The sequence below is a fragment of the Streptosporangium sp. NPDC051023 genome (assembly GCF_040689595.1).
In the GTDB taxonomy this organism is placed as follows: Bacteria; Actinomycetota; Actinomycetes; order Streptosporangiales; family Streptosporangiaceae; genus Streptosporangium.
Genome location: NZ_JBFBCE010000104.1, coordinates 1 through 17,775, shown reverse-complemented (window position 1 = coordinate 17,775; position 17,775 = coordinate 1). Strand labels below are relative to the sequence as shown.

Genomic DNA, 17,775 nt, shown 5'->3' with positions numbered 1-17,775 from the left:
CTACTCCTTCACCGCGAAGGTGACCGACGCCCTGAACCAGACCGCCACCAAGACGGTCACCGTCTCGGTCGTGGCCCAGCCCTCGTTCTCCTTCTCCGCCCCGCCCGCGGCCCAGGTCGGGGTCGCCTACAGCGTTCCGCTGACCGTGACCGGCGGCACGACGCCGCTCACCTGGTCGGTTTCGGCGGGAAGTCTGCCGCCGGGGCTGACGCTCAACGCCTCGACGGGGGTGCTGTCCGGCACACCGACCACGACCGGCAGCTACCCGTTCACCGTCCAGGTGACCGACGCCAACGGGCAGACGGCCACCAGGGCCGTGACGCTCGTCGTCACGGCGGGTCCGCTGGTCATCGTCAAGACCGCCAACGTCTCGGCCGCCGCGCCGGGGGGCACGGTCAACTACACGATCACCGTGAACAACACCGGGGCGAGCGCGTTCACCGGAGTGACGCTGACCGACCCGCTGGCCGGAGTCCTGGACGACGCGACCTACAACGCGGACGCGGTGGCGACCTCGGGCACCGTCTCCTACACCAGCCCGAACCTGACCTGGAGCGGCAACGTCGCGGCGGGCGCGACGGTGACGATCACCTACTCCGTCAAGGTGGCGAGCCCGGACACCGGAAACAAGATTCTGACGGGCACGGTGACCTCCCCGACGCTGGGCAGCACCTGCCCCGCCGGCGGCTCCGACACCCGGTGCACCGCGACGGTGACCGTCTCCGGGTTGTCCATCGTCAAGTCGGCGGGCGTCTCGACCACGACCCCGGGCTCGACGGTTCCCTTCACCGTCACGGTCACCAACAACGGCCAGACGGCCTACACCGGTGCGACGTTCACCGACGCGCTGGCCGGGGTGCTCGACGACGCGACCTACAACGGCGACGCCGTCGCGACGGCGGGAAGCGTGACGCTCAGCGGCTCCAGCCTGACCTGGACCGGTAACCTCGCGGTCGGCGCCAGCGCCACCGTCACCTACTCGGTCACCGTGAAGGACCCGGACGCCGGGGACAGGAGCCTGACCGGCACCGTCTCCTCGGCCACCCAGGCAAGCACCTGCCCGGCGGGCAACCCCGGCGCCCAGTGCACCGCGACCGTCACCGTCCTCGTCCCGGCCCTCACGATCAGCAGCAGCGCGGACGTGGCCACCGCGACGCCCGGCTCGACCGTGCGCTACACGGTCACCGCCGCCAACACCGGCCAGACGCCCTACACCGGCACGAGCTTCACGGTGCCCCTCGCCGGGGTGCTCGACGACGCGACCTACAACGGCGACGCGACCGCGACGGCGGGAAGCGCCTCGCTCAGCGACTCGACCCTGACCTGGACCGGCAACCTGGCGGTCGGTGCGACGGCGACCGTGACCTACTCGGTCACCGTGAAGGATCCCGACACCGGGGACAAGGCCCTGAACAGCACGGTCACCTCAACGGCCGCGGGGACCAACTGCCGCGCCACGAGCCCGGCTCCCAGCTGCTCCACCAGCGTCCCGGTCCTGGTGCCCGCACTGACGATCTCCAAGACGGCTGACGTCTCGTCCACGACACCCGGCTCGACCGTGCACTACACGGTCACGGCCACCAACTCGGGCCAGACGGCCTACACCGGTGCGACGTTCACCGACGCGCTGGCCGGGGTGCTCGACGACGCGACCTACAACGGCGACGCCGTCGCGACGGCGGGAAGCGTGACGCTCAGCGGCTCCAGCCTGACCTGGATCGGCAACCTGGCGGTCGGTGCGAGCGCGACCGTGACCTACTCGGTCACCGTGAAGGACCCGGACACGGGGGACAAGGAGTTGATCGGCGCCGTCTCCTCGACGACCTCCGGCAGCACCTGCCCGGCGGGCAGCACGAACCCGCGGTGCGCCAGTGACGTACTCGTCCTGGTCCCCCGGCTGCAGATCACCAACACGACGAACGTCACCACGACCACGCCCGGTGGCGTCGTGCCGTACACCATCACACTGACCAACACCGGGCAGACCGACTACACGGGCATCAGCTTCACCCTCGCCGGTGACGGCGTGAACGACGACGCGACCTACAACGGCAACCTCCTCGTCAGCTCGGGAAGCATCGGTCTGAACGCCCTGGGACAGGCGGTGTGGACCGGTGACCTGGCGATCGGGCAGAGCGTGATCGTGACGGGGTCGGTCAGGGTGAACGACCCCGACACCGGCGACAGGATCCTGACCACCTCCGTCACCTCCTCCGCCCCCGGCAGCACCTGCCCGCCCGCCAACCCGGCCCCCCAGTGCAACACCCTGGTCACCGTGCTGGTCCCCGCACTGACGATCACCAACACCGCGGACACGCAGGCGATCACCCCTGGCGGCACCGTCACCTACACGGTCACGGCCACCAACACCGGCCAGACTCCGTACACGGCAGCGGCGTTCACCGACCAGCTCGCCCTGGTGCTGACCGACGCCGTCTACAACGGCGACGTCACGGCGAGCACCGGCACGGTCGCCTTCGACGGCTCGAACCTGAACTGGACCGGTGACCTGGCGATCGGCGCCTCGGTGACGGTGACCTACTCGGTGACGGTGCGCGACCCCGACCCCGGCGACAAGCTCATGGTCGGCGTGGTGGTCTCCGGCAACGCGGGAAGCACCTGCCCGCCCTCGGGCCCGGGCGGCCAGTGCGTCTCGGTCGTCTACGTCCTCGTGCCCGCCCTGACCATCGCCAAGACCTCGGACGTCTCGACGACGGTACCCGGGGCGACCGTTCACTACTCGCTCACCCTCACCAACTCGGGCCAGACCCCCTACACCGGCGCCACCGTCACCGACCAGCTCGCCGGGGTGCTCGACGACGCGGTCTACAACGGGGACGCCACCGCCAGCGCGGGTACGGTCGCCCTCGGCGGCACCGACCTGACCTGGACCGGCAACCTGGCGCCCGGCGCGAGCGCCACGATCGCCTACTCGGTCACCGTGCGCGATCCCGACCCGGGAGACGCCCTGCTCGGCGGCTCGGTCGTCTCGGCCGCGAAGGGCGCGAACTGCCCGGCGGGAAGCACCGACGCCCGGTGTTCCGCCACCGTGCCGGTGGCCAGGCTGGTCGTCTCCCAGAGCTACGTCGGATCCACCGCGACCCCGGGCACGGTGGTGCGCCTCAACGCCACGTTCACCAACACGGGGCAGGTCCCCTACAACGGGATCAGCATCTTCAGTCCCGCCACGGACACCCTCGACGACGCCATTCCCAAGGGTGACCAGGTCGCCTCCTCGGGAACCCTGGTCCTCGACGCCAGCAAGATCACCTGGACGGGGAACATCCCGGTCGGAGGCACCGTAACCGTCACCGGCACCCTGACCGTGAAGAACCCGCCGACCGGCAACCGGGTCCTGACCGGCACCCTGGTGGCCAACGCTCCCGGCAGCACCTGTCCCGCGGGCGGCACCGACCCCCGCTGTACGGCCAGACTCACCGTGGTGGTCCCCGGACTGACGATCACCAACACCGCGGACACGACCTCGACCACTCCCGGCGGCACGGTCGGTTACACGGTCACGGTCACCAACTCCGGCCAGACCCCGTACACGGGGATCACGTTCACCGACGCGCTTGCGGGTGTCCTGGACGACGCGGTCTACAACGGGGACGCCACGGCGAGCGGCGGCGCGGTCGCCCTGGCCGGTTCGAACCTGACCTGGACCGGTGACCTCGCCGTCGGCGCGACCGCCACGGTCACCTACTCGGTGACGGTGCGCGATCCCGACCCCGGAGACAAGTCGCTGGCCAGCTCCGTCACCTCGTCGGCCACGGGAAGCAACTGTCTTCCCGCGAGTGGTGACGCGCGGTGCTCCGCGACGGTCGTCGTCCTGACCCCCGCCCTGACGATCAGGAAGACGACCGGCGTCACCACGGCGACACCCGGCGTCACGATCACCTACACCGTCACGGCCACGAACAGCGGGCAGCTCGCCTATACGGGGATCACGTTCACCGACGCGCTTGCGGGTGTCCTGGACGACGCGGTCTACAACGGGGACGCCACGGCGAGCGGCGGCGCGGTCGCCCTGGCCGGTTCGAACCTGACCTGGACCGGTGACCTCGCCGTCGGCGCGACCGTCACCGTCACCTACTCGGTGACGGTCAACAACCCCGTGACCGGAGACCTGAACCTGGCCGGGACCGTCTCCTCGGCCGCCCGCGGCAGCACCTGCCCGGTAGGCGCGACCGACCCGCGCTGCACGGCCGCCGTCAGGATCGTCCAGGCGGCCACGCTGACGTTCGTCAAGACGGCGAGCACGAGCACGACCGTCGAGGGGGGCGTGGTCACCTACACGATCACGGTCTCCAACAGCGGGCTGACGCCGTACGCCGGCGCGACGTTCACCGACGACCTGACGGGCACGCTGGACGACGCGGTCTACAACGGGGACGCGGTCGCCGGCGCGGGAACGGTCGGTCTCGCCGGTTCGAACCTGACCTGGACGGGCACCGTCCCGGCGAGTGGCTCGGTCACGGTCACCTACTCGGTGACCGTGCGCGTCCCGGACACCGGTGACGACGTCCTCGTCAACGCCCTGACGTCGGCGTCGGTCGGCGGCAACTGCCCGGTGGGCGGAACCGACCCCCGATGCGGCAGCACGGTGACGGTCTCCAGGCTGAGGATCGTCAACACCGCCGACGTGACGACCGTGAAACCGGGGGGCGTGGTGCGCTTCACCGGTGTGATGACCAACACCGGCAAGACCCCGTACTACGGAATCACCGTCGGCTTCCTGGGGGCCGACGTCGTCGACGACGCCTTCCCCAACGGGGACCACTCCGCGACCTCGGGGTCGCTGGCCTTCGGGGCGACCGGGCTCGAGTGGACGGGGGACATCCCGGTGGGCGGCAGCGTCACGGTGACCGGCACCTTCACCGTGCTGAACCCCGACCCGGGCAACAAGGTGATCAACAGCGTCGTCTCCTCGGCCGCGCCGGGGAACACCTGTCCGCCCGCGAGCACCGACCCCGGCTGTGTGGCCTCCGTCACCGTCCTGACCCCCAGGCTGACCGTCATCAAGACGGCCGACAGGAGCGCGGTGGCTCCCGGAGGGAGAGTCGCCTACACGATCACGGTGACCAACAGCGGGCAGACGCCGTACACCGGCGCGACGGTCTCCGACTCCCTGGCAGGACTGCTCGACGACGCGGTCTACGGCGGCGACGCGACGGCGACCTCCGGGACGGTCACCTACACCGCCCCCACGCTGCACTGGACCGGTGACCTCGCCGTCGGCGCGACCGTGACCATCACCTACTCGGTCACCGTGACCGGCCTCGGCGGTGACAAGCTCATGACCGACTCGATCGTCTCCACCGAGCAGGGAAGCACCTGTCCGCTCGCCAGCGGCAACCCGGCGTGCACCACGAACGTCGTCCTCCTCACCCCCGTGCTGACGGTCGTGAAGACCACGAACGTCACCTCCGTCGTCCCAGGGGGCACCGTGACTCACACGATCACGGTCACCAACTCCGGGCAGGTGCCCTACGCCGCGGCGACGGTCTCCGACTCCCTGACGGGACTGCTCGACGACGCCGTGTACGGCGGCGACGCGACGGCGACCTCCGGGACGGTCACCTACACCGCTCCCACGCTGCACTGGACCGGAGGCCTCAACCCCGGCGCGACAGCCACCATCACCTACAGCGTTACGGCGAACGACCCCGGTGCGGGAGACGGGCGGCTGACCGACGCCGTCACCTCGGCCACCATCGGCAGCACCTGCCCGGTGGGCGAGACCGATCCGCGCTGCGCGACGACGGTCCTGCTGTCGAGGCTGACGATCGCGCACACCGCGGACATGTCCACCGCCAAGCCGGGCGAACTGGTGCACTACACGGTCACGGTCACCAACACCGGGCAGACCGACTACGCGGGCGCCAACTTCACCCTCAACGGCGACGCCGTGAACGACGACGCGACCTACGAGGGCAACCTCGCGGTCACCTCGGGAAGCGTCGGCGTGAACGAGCTGGGGCAGGCGGTGTGGACCGGTGACCTGGCGGTCGGCGCGTCGATGACCCTGACGGGTTCGAGCAGGGTGAACGATCCCGACACCGGCGACAGGGTCCTGACCACCTTCGTCACCTCGACCACCCCGGGCGGCAACTGCCCGGTCGGTGGCACGAACCCCGCCTGTTCCACCGTGGTGAACGTCCTGGTGCCCGCCCTGACCATCACCACCTCCGCGGACAGGGCGACGACCACGCCGGGCGGCACGGTCGGCTACACGGTCACGGCCACCAACAGCGGGCAGACGCCGTACACCGGCCTGACGCTCACCGACCAGTTGGCCCGGGTGCTGACCGACGCCGTCTACAACGCCGACGCCACGGCGAGCACCGGCACGGTCGCCTTCGGCGGCTCGAACCTGACCTGGACCGGTGACCTCGCGGTCGGAGCCTCCGTGACCATCACGTACACGGTGACCGTGCGCGATCCCGACTTCGGCGACAAGACGATGGTCAACACGGTCGTCTCCGACGCGGAGGGCAGTACCTGCCCGACGGGGAGCGGTGACCCGGCGTGCAGCGTGGTGGTCACCGTGCTCCTGCCCGTCCTGTCGATCAGCAGGAGCGCCGACACCGTGACCACGACGCCCGGCGCGACGGTCCACTACACGATCGCGATCCAGAACTCCGGGCAGACGCCGTACAGCGGGGCGGTCGTCACCGACTCGCTGGCGCAGATCCTCGACGACGCGGTCTACAACGCCGACGCGACCGCCAGTGCGGGCACGGTCGCCTTCACGGCTCCGAACCTGACCTGGACCGGTGACCTGGCGATCGGCGCCTCGGTGACGGTGACCTACTCGGTCATCGTGCGCGACCCCGACCCGGGGGACAGACTCCTCACCGGTGTCGTGTCCTCCGGCCAGCAGGGCAGCACCTGTCCCGCCGACGGTTCCAACCCCGCCTGCGTCTCCACGGTGATCGTCCTGGTCCCCGCGCTCGCCATCTCGACCACCGCGGACACGGCGACCACGACACCCGGCCAGGTTGTACGGTTCACGATCACGATCCAGAACTCCGGGCAGACGCCGTACGGCGGGGCGGTCGTCACCGACTCGCTGGCGCAGGTCCTCGACGACGCGGTCTACGACGGGAACGCGACCACGGACTCGGGCAGCGTGGCGTTCAGCGGTTCCGACCTGACCTGGAGCGGTGACCTGGAGATCGGCGCGACCGCGACCGTCACCTACTCCGTCACGGTGCGCGACCCGGATCCCGGGGACAAGGCGGTCAGGAGCGTCATCGCCTCGTCCGCCCAGGGCAGCACCTGTCCGGTGGGGAGCACGAACCCGGCCTGCTCCGCGAGCGTCACGGTCCTGATCCCCGCACTGGTCATCACCAAGACGGCGGGAACGGCCACCGCGACCCCGGGAAGCACGATCGGCTACACGATCGTCGTCACCAACACCGGGCAGACGCCGTACGGCGTCGCGTCCTTCACCGAGCCGCTGGCCGGGGCTCTCGACGACGCGGCCTACGGCGGGGACGCGACGGCGAGCACCGGCACGGTCGCCTTCGACGGCTCGAACCTGAGCTGGACGGGCGCCCTCGCGATCGGCGCCAGCGCCACCGTCACCTACTCCGTCACGGTGCGGGATCCCGACACCGGCGACAAGGTCATCTCCGGCACCCTGGTCTCGGCCTCCCCGGGCAACACCTGCCCCTCGGGAGGCGGCGACCCGGCATGCACGACGCTCGTGCGCGTCCTGGTCCCGCAGCTGACGATCACGAAGACCGCCGACAGGGTCACCGTCACCGCGGGCGGAGCCGTCCACTACACAGTGACGCTCGTGAACACCGGCGAGGCCCCCTACACCGGGGCCACCTTCGTCGATTCGCTGACCGGCGTCCTGGACGACGCCGTCTACCCCGGCGACGCGACCGCGACCACCGGAACCGTCACCTACGCGGATGGTGCCCTGACCTGGATCGGCGGTCTGGCCGTCGGCGCGACCGCGACGGTCACCTACTCGGTCACGACCACCTACCCCGCCCTGGGCGACAGGACCCTCACCGCTGCCGTGACCTCGACCTCTCAGGGCAGCACCTGTCCCATCGGCGGGACCGACCCCCGCTGCGCGGCGACCGTCACCGTGCTCGTCCCCGCTCTCACCATCACCCTGGCCGCCGACAACAACGGCGACATCGTCGCGGGCGGCCAGGTCCGGTACACGATCGTGGCCACCAACACCGGCGAGGTCCCCTACGTCGCGGCCACGGTCACCGACCTGCTGGCCGGAGTGCTCGACGACGCCGTTTACCCGGGCGACGCGACCGCGTCCGTCGGCACCGTCGAATTCGGCGGTGACCGCCTGACGTGGACGGGGGCACTGCCCGTCGACGCGGCCGTGGTCATCACCTTCACCGTCACGGTCATGGACGAGGCCCCCGGCGGAGACGCCCTCCTCGACAACCGGGTCGTCTCCGCGACGCTCGGCAGCACCTGCCCGAGCGGCGGCACCGATCCCCGCTGCTCCGTCTCGACCACGGTGACGCCGGTGAGCATCACCCTCACCGACCTGACCGACGACTTCACGCTGTCCGGGAGCCCGGACACGACCGTACGGCGCGACGAGATCGTGACGATGACGGTCACGACCAACAGCCCGGACGGCTACTCCGTCACCGTCCTTGCGAGGTCAGGCCGGCTCACCACGACGCTGTCGGGGGAGACGTTCTCCATCCCGATCGGCAGCCTGCGCGTGCGCGAGCACGGCACGACGGCGTTCTCGCCCCTGTCGCCCAGCACGCCGGTGCTCGTCCACACGCAGCCCGGCCCTTCGGCGCCGAGCGGGGACGCCATCAGCAACGACTACGAGGTCGACATCCCGTTCGTCCCGTCGGCCGGATACTCGGCGACGCTCGACTACGTCGCGACGACCAACTGACAGGCCACCGCTCCGAGCCGGAACCCAGCGGGCGCCCCGTGACCCGCCCGGCACACGAAACGAACAACGCGAAGGAGACAAGCCATGGCAGGAACCCCGTCCACCGGCACCGGGAGGCGCGCCGCAGTGCTCCCCGTGCTCCCCGCGCTCCCCGTGCTTCCCGGGCTCTGCGGGCTCGGCGCGGTCATGGTCGTCGCGCTTGCCACACCCTCGTCAGCGGCGGTCGCGGCCTGGCCGTACTCGGCGGGCGAGCCGTACGCGGTGAGGGTCTCGCACGGGCAGAGCAGGCCGCACCCGGAGGACGACGGGGCCGGAAAGGCCGGTGCGGGTCGGGCCGGGACGGAGGCCGGGGCGGAGAAGGGCGGTCCCGTCGAGGCGGCGGGCGCCGTCCCCAAACTCAGCATCGGCATCGACAACGGGCGGACGACGACCAAGGAGGGGGACCGGCTGACCTACACCGTCACCGTCCACAACATCGGCACGACCGACGCCCGTAAGCTCCGTCTCGTCCAGACCATGCCCTCAGGCCTCCGGTTCGTCTCGGCCGACGGCCACGGCACATCCAAGGAGGGCGAGGTCGCCTGGAACGTCGACCTGCCCGCGGGGAAGGACGCGACCTTCCACACCACCGCCCAGGTGCTGGCAACCCCGGAGGACCTGCTGCGCCTGGCGACCATCGCCTGCGCGAGCGCCGCAGGCGGGGACAGGCCCATCGTCTGCGCCACCCACTCCGACCAGCTTCCCGCGGGCGCCGCGGCCGAGGCCGCGGGCCGGGCGATCTCCTCAGCGACGGACCGCCCGTGGTACATCCCCACGGGGGCGGCGCTACTGGCCGTGGCCACGTTGGGGGTGTGGGCGTTCCGCAAGGGGAAGTTCCCGTTCCACCTGCGACAGCAGCCCTGACGAACCACCCGGTACGGCCCGCGACGTGCGGCGGGCCGTACCGTCGCGGCTCACGAATGGGACCGAAGCTGCGTGTCCAGAGTCCAGATGCCAACCTCCACATTGACGACCCTGGTGCGGTAGAGCTCCCGCTCGGTCAGGATGCAGAGGTCTCCCAAGCCCAGTTCGGCCATCACGTGGTCGGAGAAGGGAGTCCCGGTTCCCGCTCCCGCGAGCAGGCAGCGCAGGAATCCCTCGCCCCACTCGACGGTGTGGAGCACCCAGGGGGCTTCACCGGCGATGACCAGATTAGCAGCCGGTGCAACTTGTCGGCGCGATCTCTGCGGATGCGGCCGTCGGGGAGCTGAGCGATGTGGTTGCCGGTCTCGATCACCGTGGTGACGGGCAGGATGAGATCGCATTCTCGTTTCTCCTCCCGCAACTGTCGCAACACACCTTCCCGGTCCTGGTTCTTCCCGGGAAGGTCGAGGATGTTGCAGAGCACGGAGGTGTCAACGAACTCCACTCTGGGCGCCATGTCTAGCTGATCCCCATGAGCCGGTCGAACTCGGTGAAGTCACGGGGCCGCGCGGATGCCTGCTCCAGGAGACCGGAGGTGACGACTGTGCCGAGGTCGCCTTGGGCCATCAGGCTGGGATACCCGTCCATCTCGGGAAGCTGTCGAAGGTGGGAAAGGCCGGTCTCACGGTCACGGGAACAGACGACGACATGCCTGTGGTCCTCCGGTTCCAGAGCCGAGAGCAGCGCGGGACTGTGCGTCGTGAAGATCACTTGGGAGGCGTCTTCCTGTGTGGCCTGCTTGACCAGACCGAGTATCTGGCTGGCCTGGGATGGATGCAGGCCGTTCTCCAGTTCCTCGATCACCAGAGTGGGGGATCTTCTGTCACCTTCCATTCCGCGGGCGCCGAGGTCGAGATCCTGTCCCTCGCGAAGCAGGCTCGTGGCGATGGCCGCGAACCTCAGCAGGCCGTCGCTCATCTCCCTGGCGGGCGTGATGGCTCCGTCCTCTCGCAGGGCCAGCATTACGTCGTCGAGCTGGGAACGGATGATCTCTATCCCCGTCACCTCGTGCTCGACGAGACCGCGCACATGGGAGATCAGTTGCCGGAACCGTTCGGGATCATGTTTCGCCAGGTGATCGACCACGGCGGAGAGGTTCTCCGCCGTCCTGCGCAGCCGGATGTCCCGGCTGGGGACGTATTGGCGCATGAGATGGGGGACGGGATCCAGATGGAAGACTCCGCGAAGCGTCTTCAGGGCGTCCTGTGCAGCGTCGGCGACCTGCCACTCCGCCTTGGTATCCCCTAGTCTGAGCGGAAGCTGACTGGTGAGCAGCCGGGTCGACTGGAACGACGCCTCAGGGGTTCGCCCCCGGCGGCCGCTGTGCCAGGTGGCGTCGACGGTTCCGGACCCTGGTCTCGCATCCGTCGTCCGGAAAAGCTCACGAGTGGTCCGGTTCACCGATTTCCGAGCCGCGTGCCGTTTCTCCGACACGCCGACCAGGCTCTCGCTGATGATCTCCGGCTCTGGGCGGACCTGAATCGTGACATCGAGCCTCAGGTAGTCGTGGTCCCCGTCGAACGCGTTGGCAAGGATGGTGCATCCCAGTCGGAATCGGTCCATCCCATGGGGAGGGCATCCTTCCACGCCTCCGCGCAGCGGTCCCTCGTCACCCCGCCTGCTGTCCAGCGCGTCGACGAGATCCGCTCCTGTCGCCAGCCGGGACAGCACTTCGAGTCCGTCGAGGGCGTTGGACTTCCCGCTGCTGTTGCGGCCGATGAGCGTCGTCATACGGCCCAGGGGAAGAGTCGCCTCGCTGAAAGTCTTGAACTCGGTGAGGCGCAGCTCGGTCAGGCGAGGCTTCATATCTGAACCGTACATGTGCACCCCCTCGCCAAGGGGGTGCACACAAGGGGACTACTCGTCGCCGGTCAGGGAGAAGCTCCGAAGGCGCTGGCCGGCCCAGACGACGGCGCCGACCGTGACGACCAGCAGGGCGGTGACGGCGAAGGTGATCGTGAGGTCGCTGGACAGGAACGAGGAGGAGGACACCTGGTCGGCGACCGTCTGGGCCCACTGCTGGATGGAGTATCTACGGGCGCCGGGGACGAAGTTGCCGACCACGCCCTCCCAGATGAGCGCGTAGGCGATGCCGACCGTCACCGCGTGCCGGGTCAGGACGCCCAGCAGCATGAACAGTGCCGCGTAGGCGACGCCGCCCGCCAGGGCGCCGACGGCGAAGCCGTAGGCGATCCCGGATTCGAGGTTGACCAGCAGGTAGGCCGCGATGAAGGTCGGCACGGCGGCGAACAGCGCGAGGACCGAGGCGGCGACGAGGAACTTGCTCTGCGCGATGACCGGGCGGGAGATCGGCTTGGACAGCAGATGGACGATCGTGCCGTCGTCGATCTCGGGCGCGATCACGCCGGTCCCCGCGATCAGGCCGAGCAGGGGCAGCACGGTGCCGATGGCGAACTTCTGCATGAACTCGATCGCGATCCGCTCGCTCCCGCCGCTGATGATCCGCAGGAGTATGGCCAGGCCGATCAGCACCACCGGCAGCAGGACCAGGAGCCAGATCCTTCTGCGGCCGAGCAGCGCACGGTAGGAGATTCCGGCGATGACAGCGTTCATTGGTCAGCTGCTCCTGTTGATCAGGTAGGAGAAGACGCTCTCCAGGTCTTCGTCGGCCGGGGAGATCTGCCAGACCCGTACGTTCACGTCCCTGGCGACTCTGGGCAGCAGCCAGGTGAACCGCCGGAAGTCGACGGCCTGCACCTCCAGGCCCGTCTGGGTGAGCGAGACCGAGCTGGAGGAGCCGTCGGCGATCAGGGCCGAGGCCAGACGCCGGTCGTCGCTGGAACGGACCCGGAACAGGTGGGGCCTGTCGGTCATCCTGCGGCGGATCTCGCGGAAGTCGCCCGTGGCGGCGTGGCGCCCCGCGACCAGCACCTCGATGTGCTGGGCGACGCGCTCGACCTCCTCCAGGATGTGCGAGCTGAACAGGATGGTCTTGCCCGCGGCGCCCATGGTGCTCACCAGGTCCATCAGGTGCATGCGCTGGCGCGGGTCCATGCCGTTGAAGGGCTCGTCGAGCAGGAGCACCTGCGGGTCGTGCACGAGCGCGGCGGCGACCTTGATTCGCTGGCGCATGCCCTTGGAGTAGGTCTCGATCTTGCGGTCCTTTGCGGACTCCATCTCGACCGTGGCGACCGCCTTGCGCGCGGCGTCCTCGGGGTTGGGCAGTCGGTGGAGCCTGGCGCTGGACAGCACGAACTCCCAGCCGGTGAGGAAACCGTAGGCGGCCTCGCGCTCGGGGACCAGGCCGATCGAGCGGTAGACCTCGTGGTTGCGCCAGATCTTCGTGCCGTCGAGGGTGACCGTTCCGCCCGAGGGGGCGAGGAACCCGGCCATCATGTGCAGCAGCGTGGACTTGCCCGCGCCGTTCGGGCCGAGCAGGCCGGTGACGCCGGGACCGATGGTCATGGTGACGTCGTTGACGGCCACCACGTTGCCGTACCAGCGGGAGACCTGGGCCAGTTCGATGTTCATCGTGCGGCCGCCTTCCGGTAACGGGTGACCAGGGCGATCACGGACAGGACGATCAGCCCGGCCACGAGCAGGAGCTGCAGCACGACGTTGCTTCCACTCGGGTAGACGACGGGCGAGGAGGCGGCGGCGCCGAAGATCCCGACGTGCACCGCCGCGTCGACCAGGAAGAACGGGTTGATCAGCAGGGCCCATCCCGAGGCGGTGTAGTTGTTCACCGACTCCATGGTCGCCGAGACGACGGTCGAGACGGCCGAGGTGAGCAGGTAGAACGCGATGACCGAGGCGACGCCGAGGCCGCGTCTCGGCGTGAAGGAGGCGATCGCCACGCCGACGCAGGACAGCAGCAGCGCGTAGACGGCCGCACCCGCCATGGAGGTCAGGTAGTTGCCCGTGTGGGACGGTCCCGGCAGGTCGATGATCAGCTCGCCGATGTAGAGCACGGTGAGCGGTACGGCCAGCAGCAGGAACATCGCCGTGACCATCGCCGTGAGCTTCGCGCCGACGTAGTCCCACAGCGTCACCGGGCGGGACAGGTAGAGCGGCAGCACCCGGAAGCGTAGGTCGGGCGCCACGATGTACGGCGACTGCGCGGCCAGGAAGATCGCCAGCACGGCCTGCATGGTGACGCCGTAGGAGGTGTAGGTCATCCCCTGCTGCTTGAGCAGCGCCATGATCGCGATGGAGACGACCGCGGGCAGCATCATGACGCCCACGATCAGGAAAGGGACGATCTTCGCGCGGGCCGTGCGGCCGAGGCCGAACACCCCGCGCAGGCTGTGCACGACCAGCGCCGTGGTCGCGTGGCCCCGGCCCAGCCGTACCCCGTCGTAGTGGCGGTATCCGATGTCGTGGATGACACCTGTGGGCTCAGACATCGGCGGGCTCCCTGTGGACCGGCTCTCTGAAGACGTCCTCGATGCGCTGGCGTCCCTGTTCCATGCGGATCAGGCACAGGTCGAGGTCGCAGACGGCGTCGCGGAGCGTGTCGAAGGTCTCCGGCGCGCGGACCTGGACCAGGAGCATCCGGCCGTGGTTGGCGACGGTCTCGCCCAGCTCGGTCAGGCGGGCGGCCAGCGCCTCCTGTCCCTCCTCGACCTCGACCGTGACGGTCTGGGTGGTCTGGGTGAACTCGGCGATCGACGAGGAGCGCAGCAGCCTGCCGCCGTCGATCACGATGACGTGGTCGCAGACCCGTTCGAGCTCTCCCAGCAGGTGGGAGGTGACCAGCACGCTGATGCCGAACTCGGTGCCGATCCTGCGGATCAGCCCCAGCATCTCGTCGCGACCCTGTGGGTCGAGGCCGTTGGTCGGCTCGTCGAGGAAGACCAGGCGCGGGTCGTGCACCAGCGCCTGGGCCAGTTTGACCCGCTGTTTCATACCGGTCGAGTAGCCACCCATCACGCGGTAGCGCTCCTCGTAGAGGCCCACGTGGCGCAGCACGTCGGCGGCGCGCTCCCTGGCCGCCGTGCGCGGCAGGCCGGACATCTGCCCCATGTGCACGGTGAACTCGGTGGCGGACAGGTCGGGGGGCAGGCAGTCGTGCTCGGGCATGTACCCCACGACGCGGCGGATCTCGGCGCCCTGGGTCGTCACGTTCATGCCGAGCACCTGGGCGTTCCCCGCCGAGGGCTCGAGCAGGCCCAGCAGGATCTTGATGAGGGTGGACTTGCCCGCGCCGTTGGCGCCGACCAGGCCGGTGACGCCGGGACCGACGGTCACGGTGAGCTGGTCGAGCGCCGTCACCCGTGGAAAGCGTCTGGTTAGTCCCTCGGTGGCGAGGATAGTCATGTTCGGACCCTACCTAGCGTATGGCGGGAATTCCTCCGCCACGCGAAGGAGGCGCGCATCGTCCGAAAGTCCGGTTGGAGCGAGGTTTCTCTCAGGGGTTTTCCCGGAGGGGCCGGTCAGGGGGACGGGGGAGGGCGCGTTCCGCGGACCTTCGCCGTGGCGGGGATCCGCGGAACACGCCCGGGTGCGTCGAGTCCCCGCGCCCGGGGCTTCAGGGGGTACCGCCTCTGGGGCCTCGGGTGCGGGGGCGCACCGGGAGCCGTACTCCGAACCTCGACCAGTAGGCCCGCTGGGCGAGAAGTGTCGTCGTACCGGCGATGATCATGCCCGCGATGTTCACCGCGAGCTGGGCGACGGAGGCCGCCATGTCGTCCCAGCGAGTCAGCGCGGCGGCCACCGCGAAGTATCCGGCGGCCGGGACCGTGGTGACCGAGATGAAGACGCCCACCAGGGCCGAGGACTTGCCCGCCGTGACCGACAGCACCCCGGCCGCGCCCGCGAGCAGCGCCACGATGAACGACCACCTGTCGGGCTTGACGATGAACTCGATCTCCTTGTGCCCGGTCAGGCCGGACGGCTCGATCCAGCCGAGTCCCCGGGAGACCAGGGCGCAGGCGAAGGTGATCGCGATGGCGAGCGAGAAGCCGACGGCCAGCGTGCGCAGGGCGTCGCCGATCAGCCGTCCGTCGCGGCGCAGCAGTCCGAAGCAGATGGCGGCGACGGCGCCGAACTCCGGTCCCAGGACCATCGCGCCGACGATGAGGATCGGCGAGTCGACGACGACGCCGATTCCCGCGATCTGTGTGGCGATCGCGAGGAATGTGAGGAACGCCCAGCTGAGCCTGCAGTCGGCGGCGACCCGTCTGGCGAACTCCGCCCAGATCACGGCGTCGTCACCCTCGCCGGGAGCCTCCTCCTCGGCGCGGTCTGCCGCGTCCGAGATGGACAGGTCGATCTGTTCGGCGGAGATGGAGCCCTCCGCGCACAGGCCGAGGCGTTGCAGGTGCTCGATCACCTCGTTGGCCGCTTCCCGCGCGACGTCGAACTGGACCAGGTCCCCCTTGGGGGAGCGGGCGACGCCGGGCAGCACGACGAGGTTGGTCACGCCGACGGCGTCGTCGAGCAGCCGCAGCACGTCCTGGGTGCGCTCGGGCGGACTGATCACACGTAGATGCAGCACGGGCTCACCATAGGCCCCGAGCTGTGGCTCCTCGAAGTCGAGGCCATTGCCCCGGTTTCGGGCCCGCGGATGGGGGCTGAGGCCTGCCGAGGTGATGACGTCGTCACCGGACGCGTCCGTGGGACTTGACGGTGGGGGTGTCGTTCACGTCGCCGTGATCGCGCATGCGGCAGGATCGGGGTCAGGCCCCCGGTGGGGTGTGGACGTGACCGAGGACCGGCCGCCTGACATCGAAACCTGGCCTCACGCGCAGGTCGGGGAGATGGGTGTGGATGTGACCGATGACCGGCCGCCTGGCGACGGACGAAGGAGACGCGTGGTGAGGGCGAGACGGGGGAGCGCGGGCCGGGTCGTCCTCCCCTGGGCGGTGGCGTCCGTATGCGCTCTGTCCGGCTGTGCCGCCGAACCCGTACCGCCGGGCCTGTCCGCGACAGTCGCGCCAAAACCGGTGACGACGCCTACCGAGCGGCCTGCCGGAGAGGCGGGAACCGGGCAGCCGGTCAGGAAGGCGGGAACCGTCAGGGGCGCGCTGCGCTCGGGCGGGGTACGGCGCTCCTACCTTCTGCACCGGCCGGAGGCGACGACCGCCCGGCTCCCCCTGCTCATCGCCCTGCACGGGCGTGGTGGGGACGCGCCCGGCATGCGGCACGGGACCCGTTTCGACCGCGAGGCCGACGGCATGCTCGTCGTCTACCCCGAAGGGCTGGACCACCACTGGGACGACGGGGCCGGGCTCGACCGGGACGTGCGCTTCCTGCGCGAGCTGATCGATCACCTTGCCGCGACCGAGGGCGCCGACGCCGGGCGTGTCTACGTCGCGGGCTTCTCCAACGGCGCGAGCATGGCGCTGCGCCTGGCCACCGAGCTGCCCGGCCTGTTCAGGGCAGTGGCGGCCGTCGCCGGGCAGCTCCCACCGGAGCTCACGCCCCGCGGGGCGGTTCCGCTCCTGCTCATCCACGGAGACCGCGACCCGGTGCGCCCGCTCGCGGGGCTGCCGGAAAGCCGCATCACCGGTACCGGCAGCGGCAGACCCACACCCAGCATCGGCCTCGAACCCACCCTCACGCTCTTCGCCCGGTCGGCCGGTGCGAAGAGCAGACGGAGCCGGGACCTGCCCGACAAGGTGCCCGACGACGGCACCAGCCTGCGGCGCGTCACCTGGTCGGGCGGCAGCGTCCCAGTTGAGCTGATCCTCGTACGCGGGGGAGGGCACTGCTGGCCGGGATGGACGGACAAGCCGCGAGTCACCGAGAGCGGCGTCTGCAGCGCGGAGATCGACGCGACCCGCGCGGTCCTCGACTTCTTCGCCGGCCGGAACCGGCCGTAGCCGCCCCGTCCGCCCCGTCCGCCCCGTCCGCCCCGTCCGTCGCGTCCGCTCGTACCTCTTCCATCGGATACTCGTCTCACCTTGAAATGGAGCGGCGCTCCGGATAATATCAGGATCGCC

10 protein-coding genes are annotated in these 17,775 nt (G+C 69.9%); 3 read left to right on the top strand and 7 right to left on the bottom strand.

Going from position 1 to position 17,775, the window contains the following annotated elements; all coding sequences use genetic code 11:
- The first annotated feature begins 19 nt into the window (after window positions 1-19).
- A complete protein-coding gene (locus AB0395_RS41505) occupies window positions 20-8,905 on the top strand; it encodes a hypothetical protein (RefSeq protein ID WP_366291674.1) in 8,886 nt (2,961 codons plus the stop codon).
- An 84-nt stretch (window positions 8,906-8,989) separates the two neighbouring features.
- Window positions 8,990-9,808: a hypothetical protein gene (locus tag AB0395_RS41500; RefSeq protein ID WP_366291671.1), complete on the top strand. Its 819-nt coding sequence runs from the start codon at window positions 8,990-8,992 to the stop codon at window positions 9,806-9,808.
- Window positions 9,809-9,858: 50 nt separating this feature from the next.
- Here AB0395_RS41500 and AB0395_RS41495 read toward each other — a convergent pair whose 3' ends face one another.
- The 7 genes from AB0395_RS41495 to AB0395_RS41465 all read right to left on the bottom strand — a co-directional run bounded on the left by AB0395_RS41495 (window position 9,859) and on the right by AB0395_RS41465 (window position 16,328).
- The gene (locus AB0395_RS41495) at window positions 9,859-10,068 is read right to left on the bottom strand and encodes a hypothetical protein (protein WP_366291668.1); all 210 of its coding nucleotides are present in this window, start codon (window positions 10,066-10,068) and stop codon (window positions 9,859-9,861) included.
- A gap of 259 nt (window positions 10,069-10,327) precedes the next feature.
- Window positions 10,328-11,674, bottom strand: a complete 1,347-nt coding sequence (locus AB0395_RS41490) for an ATP-binding protein (protein WP_366291665.1) — start codon at window positions 11,672-11,674, stop codon at window positions 10,328-10,330.
- A 51-nt stretch (window positions 11,675-11,725) separates the two neighbouring features.
- Entirely contained in the window at window positions 11,726-12,442 is a 717-nt protein-coding gene (locus tag AB0395_RS41485) for an ABC transporter permease subunit (protein ID WP_366291662.1), read from the bottom strand.
- Window positions 12,443-12,445: 3 nt separating this feature from the next.
- Complete coding sequence (locus tag AB0395_RS41480) at window positions 12,446-13,360, bottom strand: ABC transporter ATP-binding protein (RefSeq protein WP_366291659.1); 915 nt, start codon at window positions 13,358-13,360, stop codon at window positions 12,446-12,448.
- The gene (locus tag AB0395_RS41475; protein ID WP_366291656.1) at window positions 13,357-14,235 is read right to left on the bottom strand and encodes an ABC transporter permease; all 879 of its coding nucleotides are present in this window, start codon (window positions 14,233-14,235) and stop codon (window positions 13,357-13,359) included. Before AB0395_RS41475 ends, AB0395_RS41480 begins: the two co-directional genes overlap by 4 nt.
- Window positions 14,228-15,148, bottom strand: coding sequence for an ABC transporter ATP-binding protein (locus tag AB0395_RS41470; protein WP_366291653.1), 921 nt, complete (start codon window positions 15,146-15,148; stop codon window positions 14,228-14,230). Before AB0395_RS41470 ends, AB0395_RS41475 begins: the two co-directional genes overlap by 8 nt.
- Window positions 15,149-15,359: 211 nt before the next feature.
- Window positions 15,360-16,328, bottom strand: a complete 969-nt coding sequence (locus AB0395_RS41465; protein ID WP_366291650.1) for a DUF389 domain-containing protein — start codon at window positions 16,326-16,328, stop codon at window positions 15,360-15,362.
- A 448-nt stretch (window positions 16,329-16,776) separates the two neighbouring features.
- On the opposite strand from AB0395_RS41465, the gene AB0395_RS41460 reads away from it, so the two are divergent.
- Window positions 16,777-17,655, top strand: coding sequence for a PHB depolymerase family esterase (locus AB0395_RS41460; protein ID WP_366291647.1), 879 nt, complete (start codon window positions 16,777-16,779; stop codon window positions 17,653-17,655).
- The last annotated feature ends 120 nt before the right edge of the window (window positions 17,656-17,775 follow it).

Coding starts and splice junctions, on each gene's coding strand:
- AB0395_RS41500 (WP_366291671.1), top strand. CDS start 8,990: ATGGCAGGAACCCCGTCCACCGGCACCGGGAGGCGCGCCGCAGTGCTC.
- AB0395_RS41490 (WP_366291665.1), bottom strand. CDS start 11,674: ATGAAGCCTCGCCTGACCGAGCTGCGCCTCACCGAGTTCAAGACTTTC.
- AB0395_RS41485 (WP_366291662.1), bottom strand. CDS start 12,442: ATGAACGCTGTCATCGCCGGAATCTCCTACCGTGCGCTGCTCGGCCGC.
- AB0395_RS41480 (WP_366291659.1), bottom strand. CDS start 13,360: ATGAACATCGAACTGGCCCAGGTCTCCCGCTGGTACGGCAACGTGGTG.
- AB0395_RS41475 (WP_366291656.1), bottom strand. CDS start 14,235: ATGTCTGAGCCCACAGGTGTCATCCACGACATCGGATACCGCCACTAC.
- AB0395_RS41470 (WP_366291653.1), bottom strand. CDS start 15,148: ATGACTATCCTCGCCACCGAGGGACTAACCAGACGCTTTCCACGGGTG.